The organism is Klebsiella sp. KP20-425-1 (assembly GCF_025813515.1).
In the GTDB taxonomy this organism is placed as follows: Bacteria; Pseudomonadota; Gammaproteobacteria; order Enterobacterales; family Enterobacteriaceae; genus Klebsiella; species Klebsiella pneumoniae.
In genome coordinates, this window is record NZ_CP109614.1 from 3,126,805 (window position 1) to 3,139,838 (window position 13,034).

Here is a 13,034-nt window from a genome sequence, read left to right on the forward strand (position 1 = left end):
ACAATTATTAATGCCAACTTTTCATAGCATCTTCCAGAGATAATGGCGCTTCGTTGATGTGCGGTGCAAAATCACTCACCTTGAACGGCGGCGAGTTCTTTGACCTATTGATGTTCGCCAGCACAGACGCCACCAGCGAAGCCCCCCACTCGGTACGCATCATGATATTGAGCGGTCCATACTTCTCACGGTACTTAAGCCAAACCAGAAATTCCCTGCGACTCATCCGCTCCTGAGCCTCTGCGATGGTGCGGCCGCCGATGCCGTTCATCACCAGTTCGCACCAGAATTCATCCTCGCCGGTTAGCTCGTAGTCTTTCCCAGTTCGTTTACATCATGAATTGCAGCCAGGAGGGCCATAACGATCGGACCGTCCAGCGCCCCACGCTCCGGGGTAGCAGTTCCAAGAATGTCAGCCGCGGTAAACACTGGGGCGCCGTCCTGATCGCAAATATGCGCCGCAATGCGCTCAGCAATCGGGTCCGATTTCCCGTTATACGCCAGCAGTTCAGCTTTAGTGGTGTGGTAGCCCATCGGGCGCACATAGACGGTTGCGATATGCTCTTTCCCGTCACGGCCTTTCCACTTAATTTCTTTTTCCACGGGACGCCCGGTAAAGGCACCGGTTTCTTTTAACGTATCGAGAGTAAGTTGCATTTCAGCTCCTGAATTGAAAAGCCCGGATAACCGGGCATATTAATTACGCTGCGGCCTTCGGCACCCATACGGAAGAGCCAGACCGCTGGATCGTGGCGGAGGTCGTCACAACAGCGTTACCCTGAAAATCAAACGGGAAGTCAGAAACGTAACCCTGGAAAATGAACCAGGTTCGATCCGATGGCAGCACCAGACCATCAACAGCATCCTCAGCGCCAGGAGCGGCGGCTGTCGGGATACTGGTTCCATCTGACCAGCCAACCGCAAAAGTTAACGGCGTCTGATCATTCGCTTCAGCGAGACCATGCAACATAATGTGGCTTGCGTTCGTCGGATCAGCGTTAAGCCCGACGGTTGCGGCCGCAGGCGTTTTAAGTCCCTTTTTGTAGGTTCTGGAATCCCGCTCACTCAGACAGGTATCTTCAATCTGATCGGCAGGGTTCCCGCCGGGGTTGAAACTGGTGATGCATTCAACCTCGCTGACCACGCCAGACTTGAGCACAAAAAACTGCGTGCCTTGCGTTAATACAGACATGTTTTGTCTCCAAAAAAGAAAAACCCGCACAAGGCGGGTCAGTTTGGGGTTGTTGGTTATCTGGTCGTTATCCAGTCAACATCGAAGGAATAGCGGTATCGCATTGTTTCAGGATCGCGGCTTTGTTCACCCCATCGGGTGATATAGGCCTTGCCCTCAATTGCGTCACGCAAAGCGCGGGCAACGGCGATCACATCGGTGTCAGTATCACCATAGACATCAACCTGCAGAGAATAGTGATCTGCATCTGGCCGCTGGTTTAGATAATTTTCAGGGAAGCCACCTACGTTTTGCCAGACTGCGTAGGGATAAACGATATTGTCGTCCTGCATACCGAACGGATAAAGCCGCACGGGAGTAGAACCTAACAAATCCCTGACTGCCTGGCTGGCTGCGCAAACTGCAAATATTGGAGCAATCATACCGGAGTTCCTTTTTTAGCCGCCCGTCGTACAGCGCGATCGATGGACTTTTCCAGCTCCAAAGCAAAAACGTTAATCACATCGGCATCGACCCCATTCAGTGCAGGCCTAATTATTGGCCTCGCTGCAGCATGTTCTGTGCCGAACTCCAGGAATCGCCAGTACCAGGTATCCCCGCCGGGATTACCTTTATCTCCGGCAGTGTTAAAACTTTTACCCGCCCTGCCTTTTCGGACGTTGGCCTTTGTATTGGCGTATTGCCTGGCGCCGCCCATCACCCCGACACGAAACGTTGGATCGCCGGTTCTGCGAAATGCCTTGCTGCTGAAACTGACCACAATGTTTTTGTAGATAGCCTCTTTGGTGAGAGGGTCATCAACCCTAGCGGCATTATTGCGCGCTCTGTCCCTGATGACGTTCGCCGCTTTACGCAGCGCTGCACGACCGGATTTATCGCGAGTGACCTGTGAGACGGCATCCAGTTTCCCCAGGACGGAATCGAGGCCGGTCAGATTTACTTCTACACCATCAGCCATCATTAGCTCCATCGGAACAAGGCAGTGTCAGGTATTCCCTGCCACTCCGGGGGTCAGGTAAAACGCCCTCAATGTTGTAGAAGCGGCCACGAAACAGGATCCGATGTTTGCGGGTGACACCCTCACGGTAACGCATCGTTATCCGTGTGGTAACTTCGCCCTGAGAAGCCTGGGCGGCGATAAACTCACGTGCGGATAAAGGAGCGACTTCGGCCCAAAGGGTTGCGACATCGCGCCAGGTATTAATCACGGCTCCCGTTGTCGGGTTCTGTTCTTTTACTGGCTCCTGCAGGGTGATCCTGTGACGCAATTTTCCGGCCTGCATATCACCCCCTCGTTCTTTGACTCAGGTAAACGGGGCGATTATCATCCAGTGAAGTGATTTCAATATCGTCATCTGCAGCCAGCGACTGGATAATTACATCGGACAGGGCGACGTTAGATTCAGCCAGGCGGTTTATCGCTTCCGTCTGCTCTCTCTGTGCTGCTGTTTGTTCTCTCAGCGCTGCTATCAGCGCGTTTACCAGTTGCTCGTTCATAGGCTATTTTCGTCCACTTTTTTAACCATTCACGCCGACGGAGACACCCTTCACAGGCCATACTTCCCCCTACAGTCCATATATTCGGTATGGTTGTAAAAGAGACTCAACGGCAAATGGAGCCTCTATCGCTGTTTGACCGACTACAACGGTTTCACGGTGTTCATACCAGTGACCGATAAGCAGAAGCATCGCTGCTTTCACATCATCGCCAGGGAGAATTGAATCAGGATCATCTGCATACCCCTCGCTGGTTTCGGACTCATACATTTTGCGACGAGTCCATGTTTCGACATAACGAGAAGCAGCTCCGATGTAGAGGGTCAATAGTGAGTCGTCATCGGTAAAGTCAGGCTCAATGCGACAGTGCTTTTTAACCACTTCAAGTTCTAACATTATTTTTTAGCCTTCTTCTCTGGCACAGTTTCCGGCTTTTCCGGCTGTTCCGGCTGTTCCGGCTGTTCCGGCTGTTCCGGCTGTTCCGGCTGTTCCGGCTGTTCCGGCTGTTCCGGCTGTTCCGGCTGCGCAGAATTATCAACATCTACCAGCCGTGCATAACCTTTTTGAACCAACTCACGGCCATGCTGTTCCAGCGTCTCCAGTGACTCGCCTTCAGTCACCACTACCCCACCAAAATAAATTGGTTTCACCGCGATAAGTTTCATCGTGTTACTCCGAAAATAGCGGCCCGGAGGCCGCCAGAAAAATTACTGGCCGCCGGAAGCCGGCACAGTAAAGGAGCCATAAATAAATGCTTCAGGGCGTTTTACTGCTAACGCCAGACGCTCTTCACAGCGAATAGAGATCATGTTTTTCTCGAAGTCGTCGCCGTTCTCCGTCGAGATCACAACGTTTGCGTCTTCGCGGTCGAAAAGCTGTGCCGCAGCATTAAATGCACCTGTCAGGAACTTGCCCTGGAAAGCTGCTGCTTCAGTGGCGACAACCGGAAGCCCCCACAGCGTCGGCCCCGTCAACGCAGCCGGGTTCGCCAGGATATAGCGCCCCAGGGTGTCTTTAGTCAGTTCGATTTTCGCCCAGTCCATGAAGTGCAGGACGTGACCGGATGCAGGGAATCGGGCAAGTTGAGCCTGAAGCATTGCCAGGCGCAGATCGTCAATACCGCTCTGCTGTTCAACGGCAAATGCCGCGCTGTAAGCCGTGGCCTGCGGCACGATGCCATGGAGGTGAGCGCCAGTGCCATCACCAAACAGAATCTCCTGTTCTTCGACGTACTTAAGGCCGTAACGCATTTCCGCATCAATCATGGACTGCAACTGGGCGAAGTCGTCCAGAATCTGCTTGGATGCCTTGAACATGTGCGCGATGGTTGTCACTGGAGTGATTTTCGGCGTGAACTCAATATTGCTGTACGGCTTGGTTGTGTTCTCCGGTACCGCTGCCGCAGCATTGGTAAAGCCGGTCTGCTGCACCCAGAAAATGGCCGGTGAACCCGTACGGCCTGGCGCGATAAGATCGCGAATAAATAACCGCTGCTTTGGCGCTACATCAATACCCGGCAGTCGTTGTGGTTCAACAACCCCCTCAGGAACGTCACTGGAAATCAGAGCAGCTTTTACAGGAACAGAAATACGCTTGTTCCCTTCGATGCTGGACGACAGAACTTTAATGGCTTCAGCAGAGATAACCTGCTGGCCGACAGTTTCAATAACCTGTTTTGCATTTGCCAGCGGCATCTGTGCAACATGCTGCTCCAGTTCGCCCAGCGCTGCTTTAAGAGTCTTTTCGGCTTCTTTCAGCGCATTAAACTCAGTCGCCATTTTGTCCACGGTTTCTTTGGTTTCCGCCGACAATTTGCCGTTCTTTTTCGCTTCAGTCAGCGCTTCTTCCGCTTTGGCGTTAAATTTGCCGGTTGCTTCTTCAATGGAAGCGGTGACTTTTTTCAGAATCTCGTTTACATCAGACATACATGGTCCTTATTTGACTAACGCCGCAAGAGCGCTTTCAAGTGAATTGAGGGTTTCAGGTTTGATATCTTCGGCAGCGCCCGGCTTACCATCAGGATCGGTAACAGCGCCCGGCGTGTTACCTGTTAATGCTTTGATTAATTTCCGGCGCTCGGACCGGGGGGTATTTGTTTTCGCCAGCAGTGCATCAAGTTTGCGAAGCGCAGCTGCAGGTGATTCGTCGCCGTCGCTGACCGCATCAGCAGAAAGCAGGCTGTCTGCCAGTCCCTTCGCCACAGCATCGCTTCCACCGATATAACTTTCGGCGTCCATTAGTTTCTGAACGGCGGCAATATCAAGGCCAGATCGCGCCGCGTAAATATCAGCCATTGCGGTATCGAATGGCTCCAGTGACTGCGCCAGTTCAGCGAAGTCATGGCGGTTTCCCATCGCGTACAACCAGCAGTTATGGATCATCAGAAAGGCACCGCGGCCAATCTGAATATCATCCCCGGCCATCGCAATTATTGAGGCGGCACTGGCGGCAATGCCCAGCACCTTCACCGTTACATGGCCTTCGTATTCGCGGAGAAGGTTATAAATAGCCAGACCTTCGAACATGTCGCCACCCGGCGAGTTGATATTCACCGTAACGTCTGCGCCGTTCATTGAGCGAAGTGCACCGGAAATGCGCTTTGCTGTTACGCCTTCATCCCAGTAATCACGCCCAACGACATCAAAAATTGAAATGGCGTTATCATTATCGGTTGCAGCTCTGATTCCGCCGTTCCACCGCTCAAGCGCTGAAGGCAAGGGTTCACTGGTGACACCCGCGCACGGGCGCCCCGCCGGAGCAACCGGAAGTTGTCTAATTGTCATGGGGATTAGCTCCTAAGCAGCCTGTTTAAGTGGCGATTGCTCGAAAGGAATATCAGGGAATACGTGGTTATGAAGTTCTCTTACAGCCAGCGCCTGAACCGCCGGGTTGCTGTTTTCAAGATTCTTCAACTGAGTCAGGTTGAGCTGAACTGTATAAATATCACCGCCTTCAATTGGCGGCATATTTTCCAGCCTTCGCACATCGTTGCGCGACATCCAGCCATTTTGCAGGGCGCTGGTATAGTACGCCGCACGCCCTGCGCTATCGGCACGCAGAAGCCCTTCAACGGAGAACTCAGCAAACAAGTCCTCATCACTGTTCAGAAGACAACGCGCTATTTCCTGCTCAATATTGACCAGGAGAGGACGCAGGGTATGAGTCAGGAACAGCATGTTCATCCCTTCAAGACTCGAAGCCCAGCTGGATTGTTTTGTCGTATGGCCGACCATAAATGGCGGTACGCGAAACCAGCGACAAATTTCCTCAATACTGAATGAACGGCTTTCAAGGAGCTGAGCGGCCTCCGGGTTCATAGTGACATTCTGGTAAGTCAGTTCATTTTCCAGAACCATCAGTTTCCCGGCATTTTTAGAACCAATAAAGTTCTGGAGGGCCTTGCGAAGCCTTTCTCGCTGCCCTTCGTTTAGCGCAGTTTTCGAAGAAAGAAAGCCGGTACTCTGCAAGCCATTCTCGAATATTTTCGCCGCAGCTTCATCTACCGCCATAGCTGCGCCGAAAACGTCAACCCCGGCCATCGTCGGCATCATCCCGCACACACCATCAAGACCAAACCCACGAATGTGCATCATCCTGTCTACAGGAATGATCCGCTGAACGCCGTTATCCGTATAGGTGTACTGTAATTTTCCGCTATCGAGTCGTTTTACAACCATATTCTGAGGAAGTAACGGGACCAACGATACCAGCTTGCTACCGATATAAAGCTTTTCGACAAATGCATTACCGCGCAGACAAACGCTGGCTACAATCATCAACATGAAGCGGGAAGGTGTCATTTCCGGGTTAGGGCGCCTGCATAATATCTGGTAGGCGGGATTGTTCTGGGCCAGCTTTCTCGATCCATCAGCCTGCCGCTCGTAAATTTTAAGCGGAAGCGTGGAAACTGACTCACTTAAGAGTCTTACGCACGCCCAGACAGCAGAAAGCCGGATAACTTTGTCAGCGGTAACCACTTTTCCGCTACTGCTGGTTCCGTACCACTCCCGCCAGAATTCACCGGTCGTCAGGCTTATGGGAACACCAAGCCAGTTTAAAAGAGCGCTCTTAACGCGCCCTGGTTGCTGTTTATTCTTAGCCATCAGATACCCACTATGATCGGATCGTCAAAAAAGCCCTCTATATCGCCATCATCAGGCTCATAACCTTCTGCAGCACCAATTGCCATCGCCGACGCAACCACACCATCTATTCGACCAGTACTCTTTTTCTTGGCGAATATGCGGTTTTCTTTTTGGTCGGCTTCGGTTACGGCGGAAGCAGCGTTCCATCGGAGGCAGGGGTTTGTTTTAATAATGATTACGCCATCATCGAGCATCTGTTCAAAAAGTTCGATGGAATGAGGCATCCACAGTCCGGAATCCTGCGCCTTGTAGTATCCCTGCCCGTGAGGTATCAGCGGTACTGATACAGAAGCGCTCTCTAATTCCGGCTCAAGATATTTTATGCGGTACTGGTCGAAGGCGATCGCCTTGATATCGAACAACATGGAAAGATCAGCAATGCGCTCAGCAACAAAGCCATATTTCACCGCCTTTCCGGGAGTGGTATGAATATGGCCTCCCCGTTCCCATGCGTCGTAAGGTACGCGGTCTGTTTTCGCTCTATCCAGCAAAGTATCTTTTGGTGTCCAGAACTCCACCAGCAGCTTTCTTTTTTTAGGGAAAAAGAGCGCCAGAGACGTAAGGTCGCGAGTTCCTGAAAGGTCCAGGCCGCCATAACATTCTTCTCCCTGCAGCTCCTGCAGGTCAAAGTCCTCTTCACACCCCATCCACACATCGCTACTCATCCAGGGGTTATCGGCATCCACCCACTGACAGAAGTTTAACCGCCGAACAATGCTTTCCTTCGACGGCATCCCCCGAGCCTGAGTAACCTGCTCACGCAGGTAGCGATCGGTAAAAGTATGACCAAGAGAGGGATTTGCTTTTTTCCAGCAGGACTCGTCCTTGAATGGGTCTTCTCCTTCGTCCAGGGAGCAAATGAAAGAAAAGAAACTGTCATCCTCAATCGAGCCTTCGGCAACTTTACGCCCATACTCGTGATAGTCGTAGCAGACGCTGGTTTTGTCGTGGCCGCTGTTAGTGATCATGAAAATCAACGCCTGGCGACGACCTTTCGTCCCGGCGCGCATCATTTCCACAACCTGGTTGTTTTTGTGCTCGTGAATTTCGTCAATCAGTGCACAGTGTGGGCGTGGCCCTGACTGCCCATCATCCGAACTGATAGGCCGGAAAAATGAGCCTGTCTGAAGAAATGCAAGGTTCCACTCTTTCCCGGCACCGCCTGATTTATTTATTCGCTGTGCTAACGCAGGGGACTGATCCACCATCGCGACAGCATCACGAAAAAGGATCATGGCCTGGTCTTTTTTCGTTGCTGCTGCATATATCTCGGCACGAGGCTCCTTATCTGCTGTTAGACAGTAAAGCCCCACTCCGCCAGCCAGTGGTGATTTGCCGGAACCCTTACCAGATTCAACGTACACCATGCGAAATCTACGATAACCATCCGAGTTCTTCCAGCCGAATATCGACCCTACAATAAAGCACTGCCACGGTAGCAGGTTGAAGGGTTTACCTTCATGCTCACCACCGTTGAGCTTCAGTACCTTGGCAAAAAAGTCGATGGCGCGCTGCGCCGCTGCAACATCCCATACCAACCCGCGAGCATGGCAGGATTCCAAATCTTTGAGATGTCGCTTACAGGCATTCCTGATGTCAGGCCCGGCGATTTCTTTGCCGGAGTCTACATCCCGCGCATATTGCGTGGCGGGATCAACCGAAGAACTGGTTGAGCGGGTCTTCTTCTTTTTCTCCACCATCCACTTTCACCTTCGTTCTGGCGGCCGGAGTCAGACCGAATTCAACCAGGTAACTTTTAAAACGTCGATCAGCATCCGCCAACATTGCTACTGCCGGGTTAGCCTTAATCAAAAAACCGCCCTCGGTCTGCACGGTGTAAGTTCGCCCCTCGTCAGCAATAGTCAGGCGAAGCTGCAGAATGTCGGCGTAAATATCGCAGAGTCGTTCGAGCGCCAGCGTATCGGCAATGGTTAAAATGCCCATGCCATCCAGCAGCACGGTCAGCTTCCCCCACGCCACCTTTCCCCAGTCAGTGAGGTGCTCTGGAGGGCTTGGGATTTCTCGCGCTGGCGATGGTTCTTTGTCGTTAAGTTTGCGTTTGCCCGGGTTGCCGGTAACCACTTTGAGGTGGGTCGGTTTCGGGCGTCGTCCTGCCATCGGAACCTCCCGGAAAAAAACTTTTCATTTCGCGGTTGTGCACAAAAAGGACTGGCGGCGGTCATTTAGGTTCGAGGTTCTGAACTTTTGACCCGCCCCTCCCAATCAGATGAGAATCAACATCATTTGAATGATAATAATTTCAAATTACAATTAATTTTGAAGTGTATTGATAATGGTTATCACTTAAACCAATGAGAAGCCGGGTCCAGTGGCATCCCATTTTCATCGCAGCCGATCACGGTGCCACGCTTCTCCATTCGCTGCTTCGTTGAGTCGTGGTGCTGCTTGCACAGCCCTTGCCAGTTCTTCCGGCTCCAGAAAAGCTTTTGCGCCTTCGCTATTTCCTGGCTGTCACCAGAGCGCAGAGCCTCTTTCAGTTTGTGCGGGATGATGTGGTCAACCACCGTTGCCGCTGTAACCCTGCCTTGCTCCTGGCACATGACGCACAAGGGGTGCGCACGTAGGAAGATAAGACGCTCTCGGTCCCACTTGCTGCCGTAGATACGGGGCTCTTTGTTCATGTGGTGGTCCTGTTACTTGGGCGCGCGCTCTATCATCTCACTGTGCCGTACAATGTCTGCCGCTTCACCTCTCCGTTCTCGGCGGGGATGTGTCCACGACTATCGCGCACAGCGACAATCACTTCACCTTTCTCATCGTCAACAGTAATGGCGTACTTTACCTTAAAGCCATTGAGATACACGGTGATAAATTCGCGCATTATGTTTTCCTCTTAGATGTGAGCCTGCCGAACGGGAATACCTCCCGATAAAGCGGAATACCCGAGGTTCACTACTGAAATATATCGTTAGACAGCACGTACGAGGTGCATAAAAAGCCCCGCATTAACACGGGGCTTTTATCTAAGTCGATAACTTTACATATCAGTTGTTAGCGGTGAACTTATGCCCACAATCTAAACAAACACAATTATCCAAGATATTTTCGTCAACCATTTTTCCGGCAATTGCACCTGCTGTTGCCCCGGCACCGCCACCCGTAATAGCCCCAAGAATACCACCAGCAATACCGCCAAGAGTCGCGCCTACTATGTTCCCAACTAATGGCACGACTGTACCAATAGCAGCACCAGCAGCAGCACCAGCAGCAGCGCCAGAAGTTGCTCCAGCATACCCCCCAGCGGCACCAGCTACAGCACCTAAACTACCACCAACTTTTTTCCCGTAATTTTTAGTATCAACGTGCTCGGAACCACATTTAACACAACGCATAAGCTCCCCCTCTATCACAGATTTTGAGACTTAATAATATGCTTACGAACTTTGTGTTAAAAGCATTATCACAGGCACTCAGTGAATGCCTGCTGTATTGCCTTAGCTGACCTTCTCAGCGGCAGTATCAAACAGCGCCAGCGCTTCGGTCGCTTCCTGGATTGCCTTACGGGTCTTCGAGACAATCTCACTTTCCGTGAAAACACGATCGAAAGAGTCAGCGAATAGCTCAGACTTCAGATAGCTGTCGCCTACCCAGTCAATGGCCAGCTTGGCCGCTGCGGTGTCATAATTAACTTTCTTGATTATATCCAGGCGGATTTGCTCGGATGCAGTGATCTCTGACATGTCTTACCTCTGTGCGATGTGGGGAGTATTATCGAAGCCATTCGACAAAATAGCCTCTGTGATGCTTTTGCATTTATCTTTGCCGTGTGTACAAGCTGAACGGTTTCCTTACGGATGCCTGTTACGCACAATAAAAAAGGTCGCATAAAAAATGCGACCTTTGGTTGGTACCAGTTAGAAAACTAAAATCTCTCAGGAGCCACCCGGGAGAGGCTTTTCTGCTTTTAAACTGACCACTGCCGTTTTGGTGTTGGCTGGCAGTGATAACGTGTTGATAGCTTCATTTAAGTTATCGAAAGCATTTAAATATCGAAAGAGCTCATTGAACCAATCATTTTCAACTTGCCGGAACATTCAACCAGAGCACCAGGCATCTCTGCTGGTCTTTTGATGGCAATTCTCAGCTCTCCCGAACGAGGCCGGTAACTAACAATTTATTCGACAGTTCCTTCGGCATTAACCCAAAGATCTAGATGCTTGATGTAGCGTTGGATGGGCACATAAATAACCACCCCATCTACAAGGTTAACGGACTTGATAACATATCCCTGCGGAGCTAAATAATCCTCATCACAATGAGGGTGAATAGATTGCTCGTCACCGTATCGATAACCATGCGGAAGTTGAGGGAGTGAATTTCTTGTCATGGGCAGCTTCTTAGATAGAAGGAATTGAAAATCCATAGTGCCTTAATGCACCTGACTTAGATACCAACTTTTCATTTTTCAGCGCTCTGTTGTCTCGTATTCTGATTTTTTGTTCATGTGGCCATGTAAATTTCAATACCTAAAGTGTTCTGCGTTTGTAGCTGAATTACCTGGAACCCTTCTCTGTGAGCTGCGAGCAATTGGCCTGCACTGCTTTGTTGTGCGCCAAGATGTCACGCTTGGTCTGCTTATCCAACACATCGATATCGTGGTCAGTCAGGTAGATGATCCGCACCCAGCTGCAGGCCGTGTCAACGACTACCGGGGCGGGTAAACTTTTCGCGCAGCTCGCGATCAACATCGTCATCGCCCATACGCTTAACGTCTTCCTGTACATCGCTTGCCCCTTTCGTGACTTCAGCACGGCGTTCTGCCGCGGCGACAGTAGCAGCGGCGTTCTCTTCGGTACGTTGCTGATCAGCTTTGGCTTTCGCCTTACTGGCCCCGCGAGCATGACCAATGCCGAACGCGCCAGCAATAGCACCCAGGATGATGACCACCAGTCCCGCGATAATTTCAAAGCTCATTGCTGCTCCTTCAGTTCGTCGGCCTTTTCTTTCAATGCTGGCTGGCGTACGTATTGCGATAGTACGGCCAGCACCACCAGCGCAGGGCTAATCAACGCAACGATGTTTGGCGGCAGGATGTTTTTGATATCCGGCGGCAGCACCGCCCAGGCGTGCAGCGCAGCATCCGGGAACGACTGCGCCCATACACCAACCAGCGCGCCGATAGCTCCCAGCTTTACAGACCACGTTTTCAGCAGCAAGCTGGCATGCCCTACGAACTCCAGCCGGGTATATTTGCGCAGAAGTAACAGAACGAGCACAGCCACCAGCACAAGCAAAGCGAAAATAATCATCTTCACATGACACGCTCCTTAACCCAGCCGTAGAGAAAATCCTCGTTGGCTTCGCGGCCCTCCGCCAGTTCGAGGTATCTGGCACCCTGGCTGCAGTTCAGCGCACGCAACAGAACCTGTTCACCCTCTTTCCCGCGGGCTGAAAGATATCCCTTAAGCGCGGTGATAGTTCGTGGGCCAATGGCGCCATCCGGGATCAGATCGGGGTATAGCTTCCCGCGCATGTTCAGAGCAGTGAGCCAGCGCTGGAAAAACTTACTGGCGACGCTGGGCCCCATGTTCACGCCAGTGTCGCAAAGCTCATCCGCCAGTAACGTAGACAAACTCGCTACCTGGTCGAACCGGGGGCCGGTCCAGTAATCGCTCAGCAGGATTTGCTTTGCTGTTTCCCTGGGCAGGTTTCGCATATCACCGGTGTAGCCATGTGCGCGAGCTGTGGTTTGCGTGATGCCCCAGCGGGTTGGCCCGCCTTTATCAGAGGGATGATCGACATAACCGCCCTCTTTTCCGAGGATCCCCTCGATAATCTGGTCTGCTGTCATTGTGCTTTCACTCCGGTGATTCGTTCCCAGAAATACGTGAGCGCTACGGAACCCATAGCACCACTGATACCGGCAGTGGCCAGTATCATGTAAATACTCAGTCCACCTTCAATGCTGATGAGCCCACCAATGACCCCGGTAAAAGCCGAAACCACAATCTGCGCAAAAGCATTTATCCAGCTCCATTTTGCTTTGCCCTGCTTCACATCCATCAGGAATCGGACAAGGCCGCCCCAACCAGCAATGATCAGCAGAGCCAGCCAGGTGATTCCGGCCATGCTCTCTTTGTCTTGCATATGCTTTGCCATAGGTTCACCTCCGGGTTAACGGGGTGCTGTGTGAATAAAGGTGGCAGGCCCATCGGGCTGATTTAACAACGAGCCGTATC

Annotated in this window: 24 protein-coding genes; all 24 read right to left on the reverse strand. The window is 51.7% G+C overall.

What is annotated here, in order from left to right:
* Positions 1-7: 7 nt before the first annotated feature.
* The 24 genes from OHJ17_RS15430 to OHJ17_RS15545 all read right to left on the reverse strand — a co-directional run bounded on the left by OHJ17_RS15430 (position 8) and on the right by OHJ17_RS15545 (position 12,942).
* On the reverse strand, positions 8-271 hold the full coding sequence (locus OHJ17_RS15430; RefSeq protein ID WP_032447777.1) for a phage tail assembly protein T: 264 nt from the start codon (positions 269-271) through the stop codon (positions 8-10).
* Positions 272-303: 32 nt separating this feature from the next.
* A complete protein-coding gene (locus OHJ17_RS15435; protein WP_032440655.1) occupies positions 304-657 on the reverse strand; it encodes a phage tail assembly chaperone family protein, TAC in 354 nt (117 codons plus the stop codon).
* 43 nt (positions 658-700) lie between these two features.
* Positions 701-1,192, reverse strand: coding sequence for a phage tail tube protein (locus tag OHJ17_RS15440; protein WP_017880225.1), 492 nt, complete (start codon positions 1,190-1,192; stop codon positions 701-703).
* Between the two features lie 56 nt (positions 1,193-1,248).
* Positions 1,249-1,614, reverse strand: coding sequence for a tail completion protein gp17 (gene gp17 / locus OHJ17_RS15445; protein ID WP_000561415.1), 366 nt, complete (start codon positions 1,612-1,614; stop codon positions 1,249-1,251).
* Positions 1,611-2,150, reverse strand: coding sequence for an HK97-gp10 family putative phage morphogenesis protein (locus OHJ17_RS15450; protein WP_000763233.1), 540 nt, complete (start codon positions 2,148-2,150; stop codon positions 1,611-1,613). The genes gp17 and OHJ17_RS15450 overlap by 4 nt, the downstream gene beginning before the upstream one ends.
* A complete protein-coding gene (locus OHJ17_RS15455) occupies positions 2,143-2,475 on the reverse strand; it encodes a phage head closure protein (protein ID WP_040196239.1) in 333 nt (110 codons plus the stop codon). Before OHJ17_RS15455 ends, OHJ17_RS15450 begins: the two co-directional genes overlap by 8 nt.
* Before the next feature lies 1 nt (position 2,476).
* Positions 2,477-2,689 (reverse strand): hypothetical protein, encoded by a 213-nt coding sequence (locus tag OHJ17_RS15460; protein ID WP_040229906.1) that lies wholly within the window; start codon positions 2,687-2,689, stop codon positions 2,477-2,479.
* Positions 2,690-2,758: 69 nt separating this feature from the next.
* On the reverse strand, positions 2,759-3,085 hold the full coding sequence (locus tag OHJ17_RS15465; protein WP_040196243.1) for a head-tail connector protein: 327 nt from the start codon (positions 3,083-3,085) through the stop codon (positions 2,759-2,761).
* A complete protein-coding gene (locus OHJ17_RS15470) occupies positions 3,085-3,354 on the reverse strand; it encodes a DUF7210 family protein (RefSeq protein WP_192870474.1) in 270 nt (89 codons plus the stop codon). Before OHJ17_RS15470 ends, OHJ17_RS15465 begins: the two co-directional genes overlap by 1 nt.
* A gap of 42 nt (positions 3,355-3,396) precedes the next feature.
* The gene (locus OHJ17_RS15475; RefSeq protein WP_038992606.1) at positions 3,397-4,614 is read right to left on the reverse strand and encodes a phage major capsid protein; all 1,218 of its coding nucleotides are present in this window, start codon (positions 4,612-4,614) and stop codon (positions 3,397-3,399) included.
* Between the two features lie 9 nt (positions 4,615-4,623).
* Positions 4,624-5,472 (reverse strand): head maturation protease, ClpP-related, encoded by an 849-nt coding sequence (locus OHJ17_RS15480; protein WP_032442230.1) that lies wholly within the window; start codon positions 5,470-5,472, stop codon positions 4,624-4,626.
* A gap of 12 nt (positions 5,473-5,484) precedes the next feature.
* Positions 5,485-6,792, reverse strand: coding sequence for a phage portal protein (locus OHJ17_RS15485; RefSeq protein ID WP_038992603.1), 1,308 nt, complete (start codon positions 6,790-6,792; stop codon positions 5,485-5,487).
* Positions 6,792-8,534 (reverse strand): terminase large subunit, encoded by a 1,743-nt coding sequence (locus OHJ17_RS15490; protein WP_004177157.1) that lies wholly within the window; start codon positions 8,532-8,534, stop codon positions 6,792-6,794. The genes OHJ17_RS15485 and OHJ17_RS15490 overlap by 1 nt, the downstream gene beginning before the upstream one ends.
* Positions 8,488-8,952: a phage terminase small subunit P27 family gene (locus tag OHJ17_RS15495; RefSeq protein WP_004177162.1), complete on the reverse strand. Its 465-nt coding sequence runs from the start codon at positions 8,950-8,952 to the stop codon at positions 8,488-8,490. The genes OHJ17_RS15490 and OHJ17_RS15495 overlap by 47 nt, the downstream gene beginning before the upstream one ends.
* A gap of 182 nt (positions 8,953-9,134) precedes the next feature.
* Positions 9,135-9,476 carry an HNH endonuclease gene (locus tag OHJ17_RS15500; RefSeq protein ID WP_038992601.1) on the reverse strand — a complete coding sequence of 114 codons (342 nt, stop codon included), beginning with the start codon at positions 9,474-9,476 and terminating at the stop codon, positions 9,135-9,137.
* Positions 9,477-9,508: 32 nt separating this feature from the next.
* Positions 9,509-9,676: a hypothetical protein gene (locus OHJ17_RS15505; protein ID WP_162837267.1), complete on the reverse strand. Its 168-nt coding sequence runs from the start codon at positions 9,674-9,676 to the stop codon at positions 9,509-9,511.
* 163 nt (positions 9,677-9,839) lie between these two features.
* Positions 9,840-10,187: a hypothetical protein gene (locus OHJ17_RS15510; RefSeq protein WP_038992600.1), complete on the reverse strand. Its 348-nt coding sequence runs from the start codon at positions 10,185-10,187 to the stop codon at positions 9,840-9,842.
* Between the two features lie 102 nt (positions 10,188-10,289).
* Positions 10,290-10,535 carry a DUF2560 family protein gene (locus OHJ17_RS15515; protein ID WP_004218558.1) on the reverse strand — a complete coding sequence of 82 codons (246 nt, stop codon included), beginning with the start codon at positions 10,533-10,535 and terminating at the stop codon, positions 10,290-10,292.
* A gap of 434 nt (positions 10,536-10,969) precedes the next feature.
* Positions 10,970-11,182, reverse strand: a complete 213-nt coding sequence (locus OHJ17_RS15520; protein ID WP_128336719.1) for a hypothetical protein — start codon at positions 11,180-11,182, stop codon at positions 10,970-10,972.
* Between the two features lie 166 nt (positions 11,183-11,348).
* A complete protein-coding gene (locus OHJ17_RS15525; RefSeq protein ID WP_071579617.1) occupies positions 11,349-11,543 on the reverse strand; it encodes a hypothetical protein in 195 nt (64 codons plus the stop codon).
* Positions 11,494-11,769, reverse strand: a complete 276-nt coding sequence (locus tag OHJ17_RS15530; protein WP_085842909.1) for a hypothetical protein — start codon at positions 11,767-11,769, stop codon at positions 11,494-11,496. The genes OHJ17_RS15525 and OHJ17_RS15530 overlap by 50 nt, the downstream gene beginning before the upstream one ends.
* On the reverse strand, positions 11,766-12,110 hold the full coding sequence (locus tag OHJ17_RS15535) for a DUF7940 domain-containing protein (RefSeq protein ID WP_004190674.1): 345 nt from the start codon (positions 12,108-12,110) through the stop codon (positions 11,766-11,768). Before OHJ17_RS15535 ends, OHJ17_RS15530 begins: the two co-directional genes overlap by 4 nt.
* On the reverse strand, positions 12,107-12,646 hold the full coding sequence (locus tag OHJ17_RS15540) for a glycoside hydrolase family 108 protein (RefSeq protein ID WP_004177182.1): 540 nt from the start codon (positions 12,644-12,646) through the stop codon (positions 12,107-12,109). The genes OHJ17_RS15535 and OHJ17_RS15540 overlap by 4 nt, the downstream gene beginning before the upstream one ends.
* The gene (locus OHJ17_RS15545) at positions 12,643-12,942 is read right to left on the reverse strand and encodes a phage holin family protein (protein ID WP_024176410.1); all 300 of its coding nucleotides are present in this window, start codon (positions 12,940-12,942) and stop codon (positions 12,643-12,645) included. The genes OHJ17_RS15540 and OHJ17_RS15545 overlap by 4 nt, the downstream gene beginning before the upstream one ends.
* Between the last annotated feature and the right edge of the window lie 92 nt (positions 12,943-13,034).

What these genes read in the sequence shown, in the direction of transcription:
- OHJ17_RS15430 (WP_032447777.1), bottom strand. Translation starts at nt 271, where the DNA reads ATGAACGGCATCGGCGGCCGCACCATCGCAGAGGCTCAGGAGCGGATG.
- OHJ17_RS15435 (WP_032440655.1), bottom strand. Translation starts at nt 657, where the DNA reads ATGCAACTTACTCTCGATACGTTAAAAGAAACCGGTGCCTTTACCGGG.
- OHJ17_RS15440 (WP_017880225.1), bottom strand. Translation starts at nt 1,192, where the DNA reads ATGTCTGTATTAACGCAAGGCACGCAGTTTTTTGTGCTCAAGTCTGGC.
- gp17 (WP_000561415.1), bottom strand. Translation starts at nt 1,614, where the DNA reads ATGATTGCTCCAATATTTGCAGTTTGCGCAGCCAGCCAGGCAGTCAGG.
- OHJ17_RS15450 (WP_000763233.1), bottom strand. Translation starts at nt 2,150, where the DNA reads ATGGCTGATGGTGTAGAAGTAAATCTGACCGGCCTCGATTCCGTCCTG.
- OHJ17_RS15455 (WP_040196239.1), bottom strand. Translation starts at nt 2,475, where the DNA reads ATGCAGGCCGGAAAATTGCGTCACAGGATCACCCTGCAGGAGCCAGTA.
- OHJ17_RS15460 (WP_040229906.1), bottom strand. Translation starts at nt 2,689, where the DNA reads ATGAACGAGCAACTGGTAAACGCGCTGATAGCAGCGCTGAGAGAACAA.
- OHJ17_RS15465 (WP_040196243.1), bottom strand. Translation starts at nt 3,085, where the DNA reads ATGTTAGAACTTGAAGTGGTTAAAAAGCACTGTCGCATTGAGCCTGAC.
- OHJ17_RS15470 (WP_192870474.1), bottom strand. Translation starts at nt 3,354, where the DNA reads ATGAAACTTATCGCGGTGAAACCAATTTATTTTGGTGGGGTAGTGGTG.
- OHJ17_RS15475 (WP_038992606.1), bottom strand. Translation starts at nt 4,614, where the DNA reads ATGTCTGATGTAAACGAGATTCTGAAAAAAGTCACCGCTTCCATTGAA.
- OHJ17_RS15480 (WP_032442230.1), bottom strand. Translation starts at nt 5,472, where the DNA reads ATGACAATTAGACAACTTCCGGTTGCTCCGGCGGGGCGCCCGTGCGCG.
- OHJ17_RS15485 (WP_038992603.1), bottom strand. Translation starts at nt 6,792, where the DNA reads ATGGCTAAGAATAAACAGCAACCAGGGCGCGTTAAGAGCGCTCTTTTA.
- OHJ17_RS15490 (WP_004177157.1), bottom strand. Translation starts at nt 8,534, where the DNA reads ATGGTGGAGAAAAAGAAGAAGACCCGCTCAACCAGTTCTTCGGTTGAT.
- OHJ17_RS15495 (WP_004177162.1), bottom strand. Translation starts at nt 8,952, where the DNA reads ATGGCAGGACGACGCCCGAAACCGACCCACCTCAAAGTGGTTACCGGC.
- OHJ17_RS15500 (WP_038992601.1), bottom strand. Translation starts at nt 9,476, where the DNA reads ATGAACAAAGAGCCCCGTATCTACGGCAGCAAGTGGGACCGAGAGCGT.
- OHJ17_RS15505 (WP_162837267.1), bottom strand. Translation starts at nt 9,676, where the DNA reads ATGCGCGAATTTATCACCGTGTATCTCAATGGCTTTAAGGTAAAGTAC.
- OHJ17_RS15510 (WP_038992600.1), bottom strand. Translation starts at nt 10,187, where the DNA reads ATGCGTTGTGTTAAATGTGGTTCCGAGCACGTTGATACTAAAAATTAC.
- OHJ17_RS15515 (WP_004218558.1), bottom strand. Translation starts at nt 10,535, where the DNA reads ATGTCAGAGATCACTGCATCCGAGCAAATCCGCCTGGATATAATCAAG.
- OHJ17_RS15520 (WP_128336719.1), bottom strand. Translation starts at nt 11,182, where the DNA reads ATGACAAGAAATTCACTCCCTCAACTTCCGCATGGTTATCGATACGGT.
- OHJ17_RS15525 (WP_071579617.1), bottom strand. Translation starts at nt 11,543, where the DNA reads ATGTTGATCGCGAGCTGCGCGAAAAGTTTACCCGCCCCGGTAGTCGTT.
- OHJ17_RS15530 (WP_085842909.1), bottom strand. Translation starts at nt 11,769, where the DNA reads ATGAGCTTTGAAATTATCGCGGGACTGGTGGTCATCATCCTGGGTGCT.
- OHJ17_RS15540 (WP_004177182.1), bottom strand. Translation starts at nt 12,646, where the DNA reads ATGACAGCAGACCAGATTATCGAGGGGATCCTCGGAAAAGAGGGCGGT.
- OHJ17_RS15545 (WP_024176410.1), bottom strand. Translation starts at nt 12,942, where the DNA reads ATGCAAGACAAAGAGAGCATGGCCGGAATCACCTGGCTGGCTCTGCTG.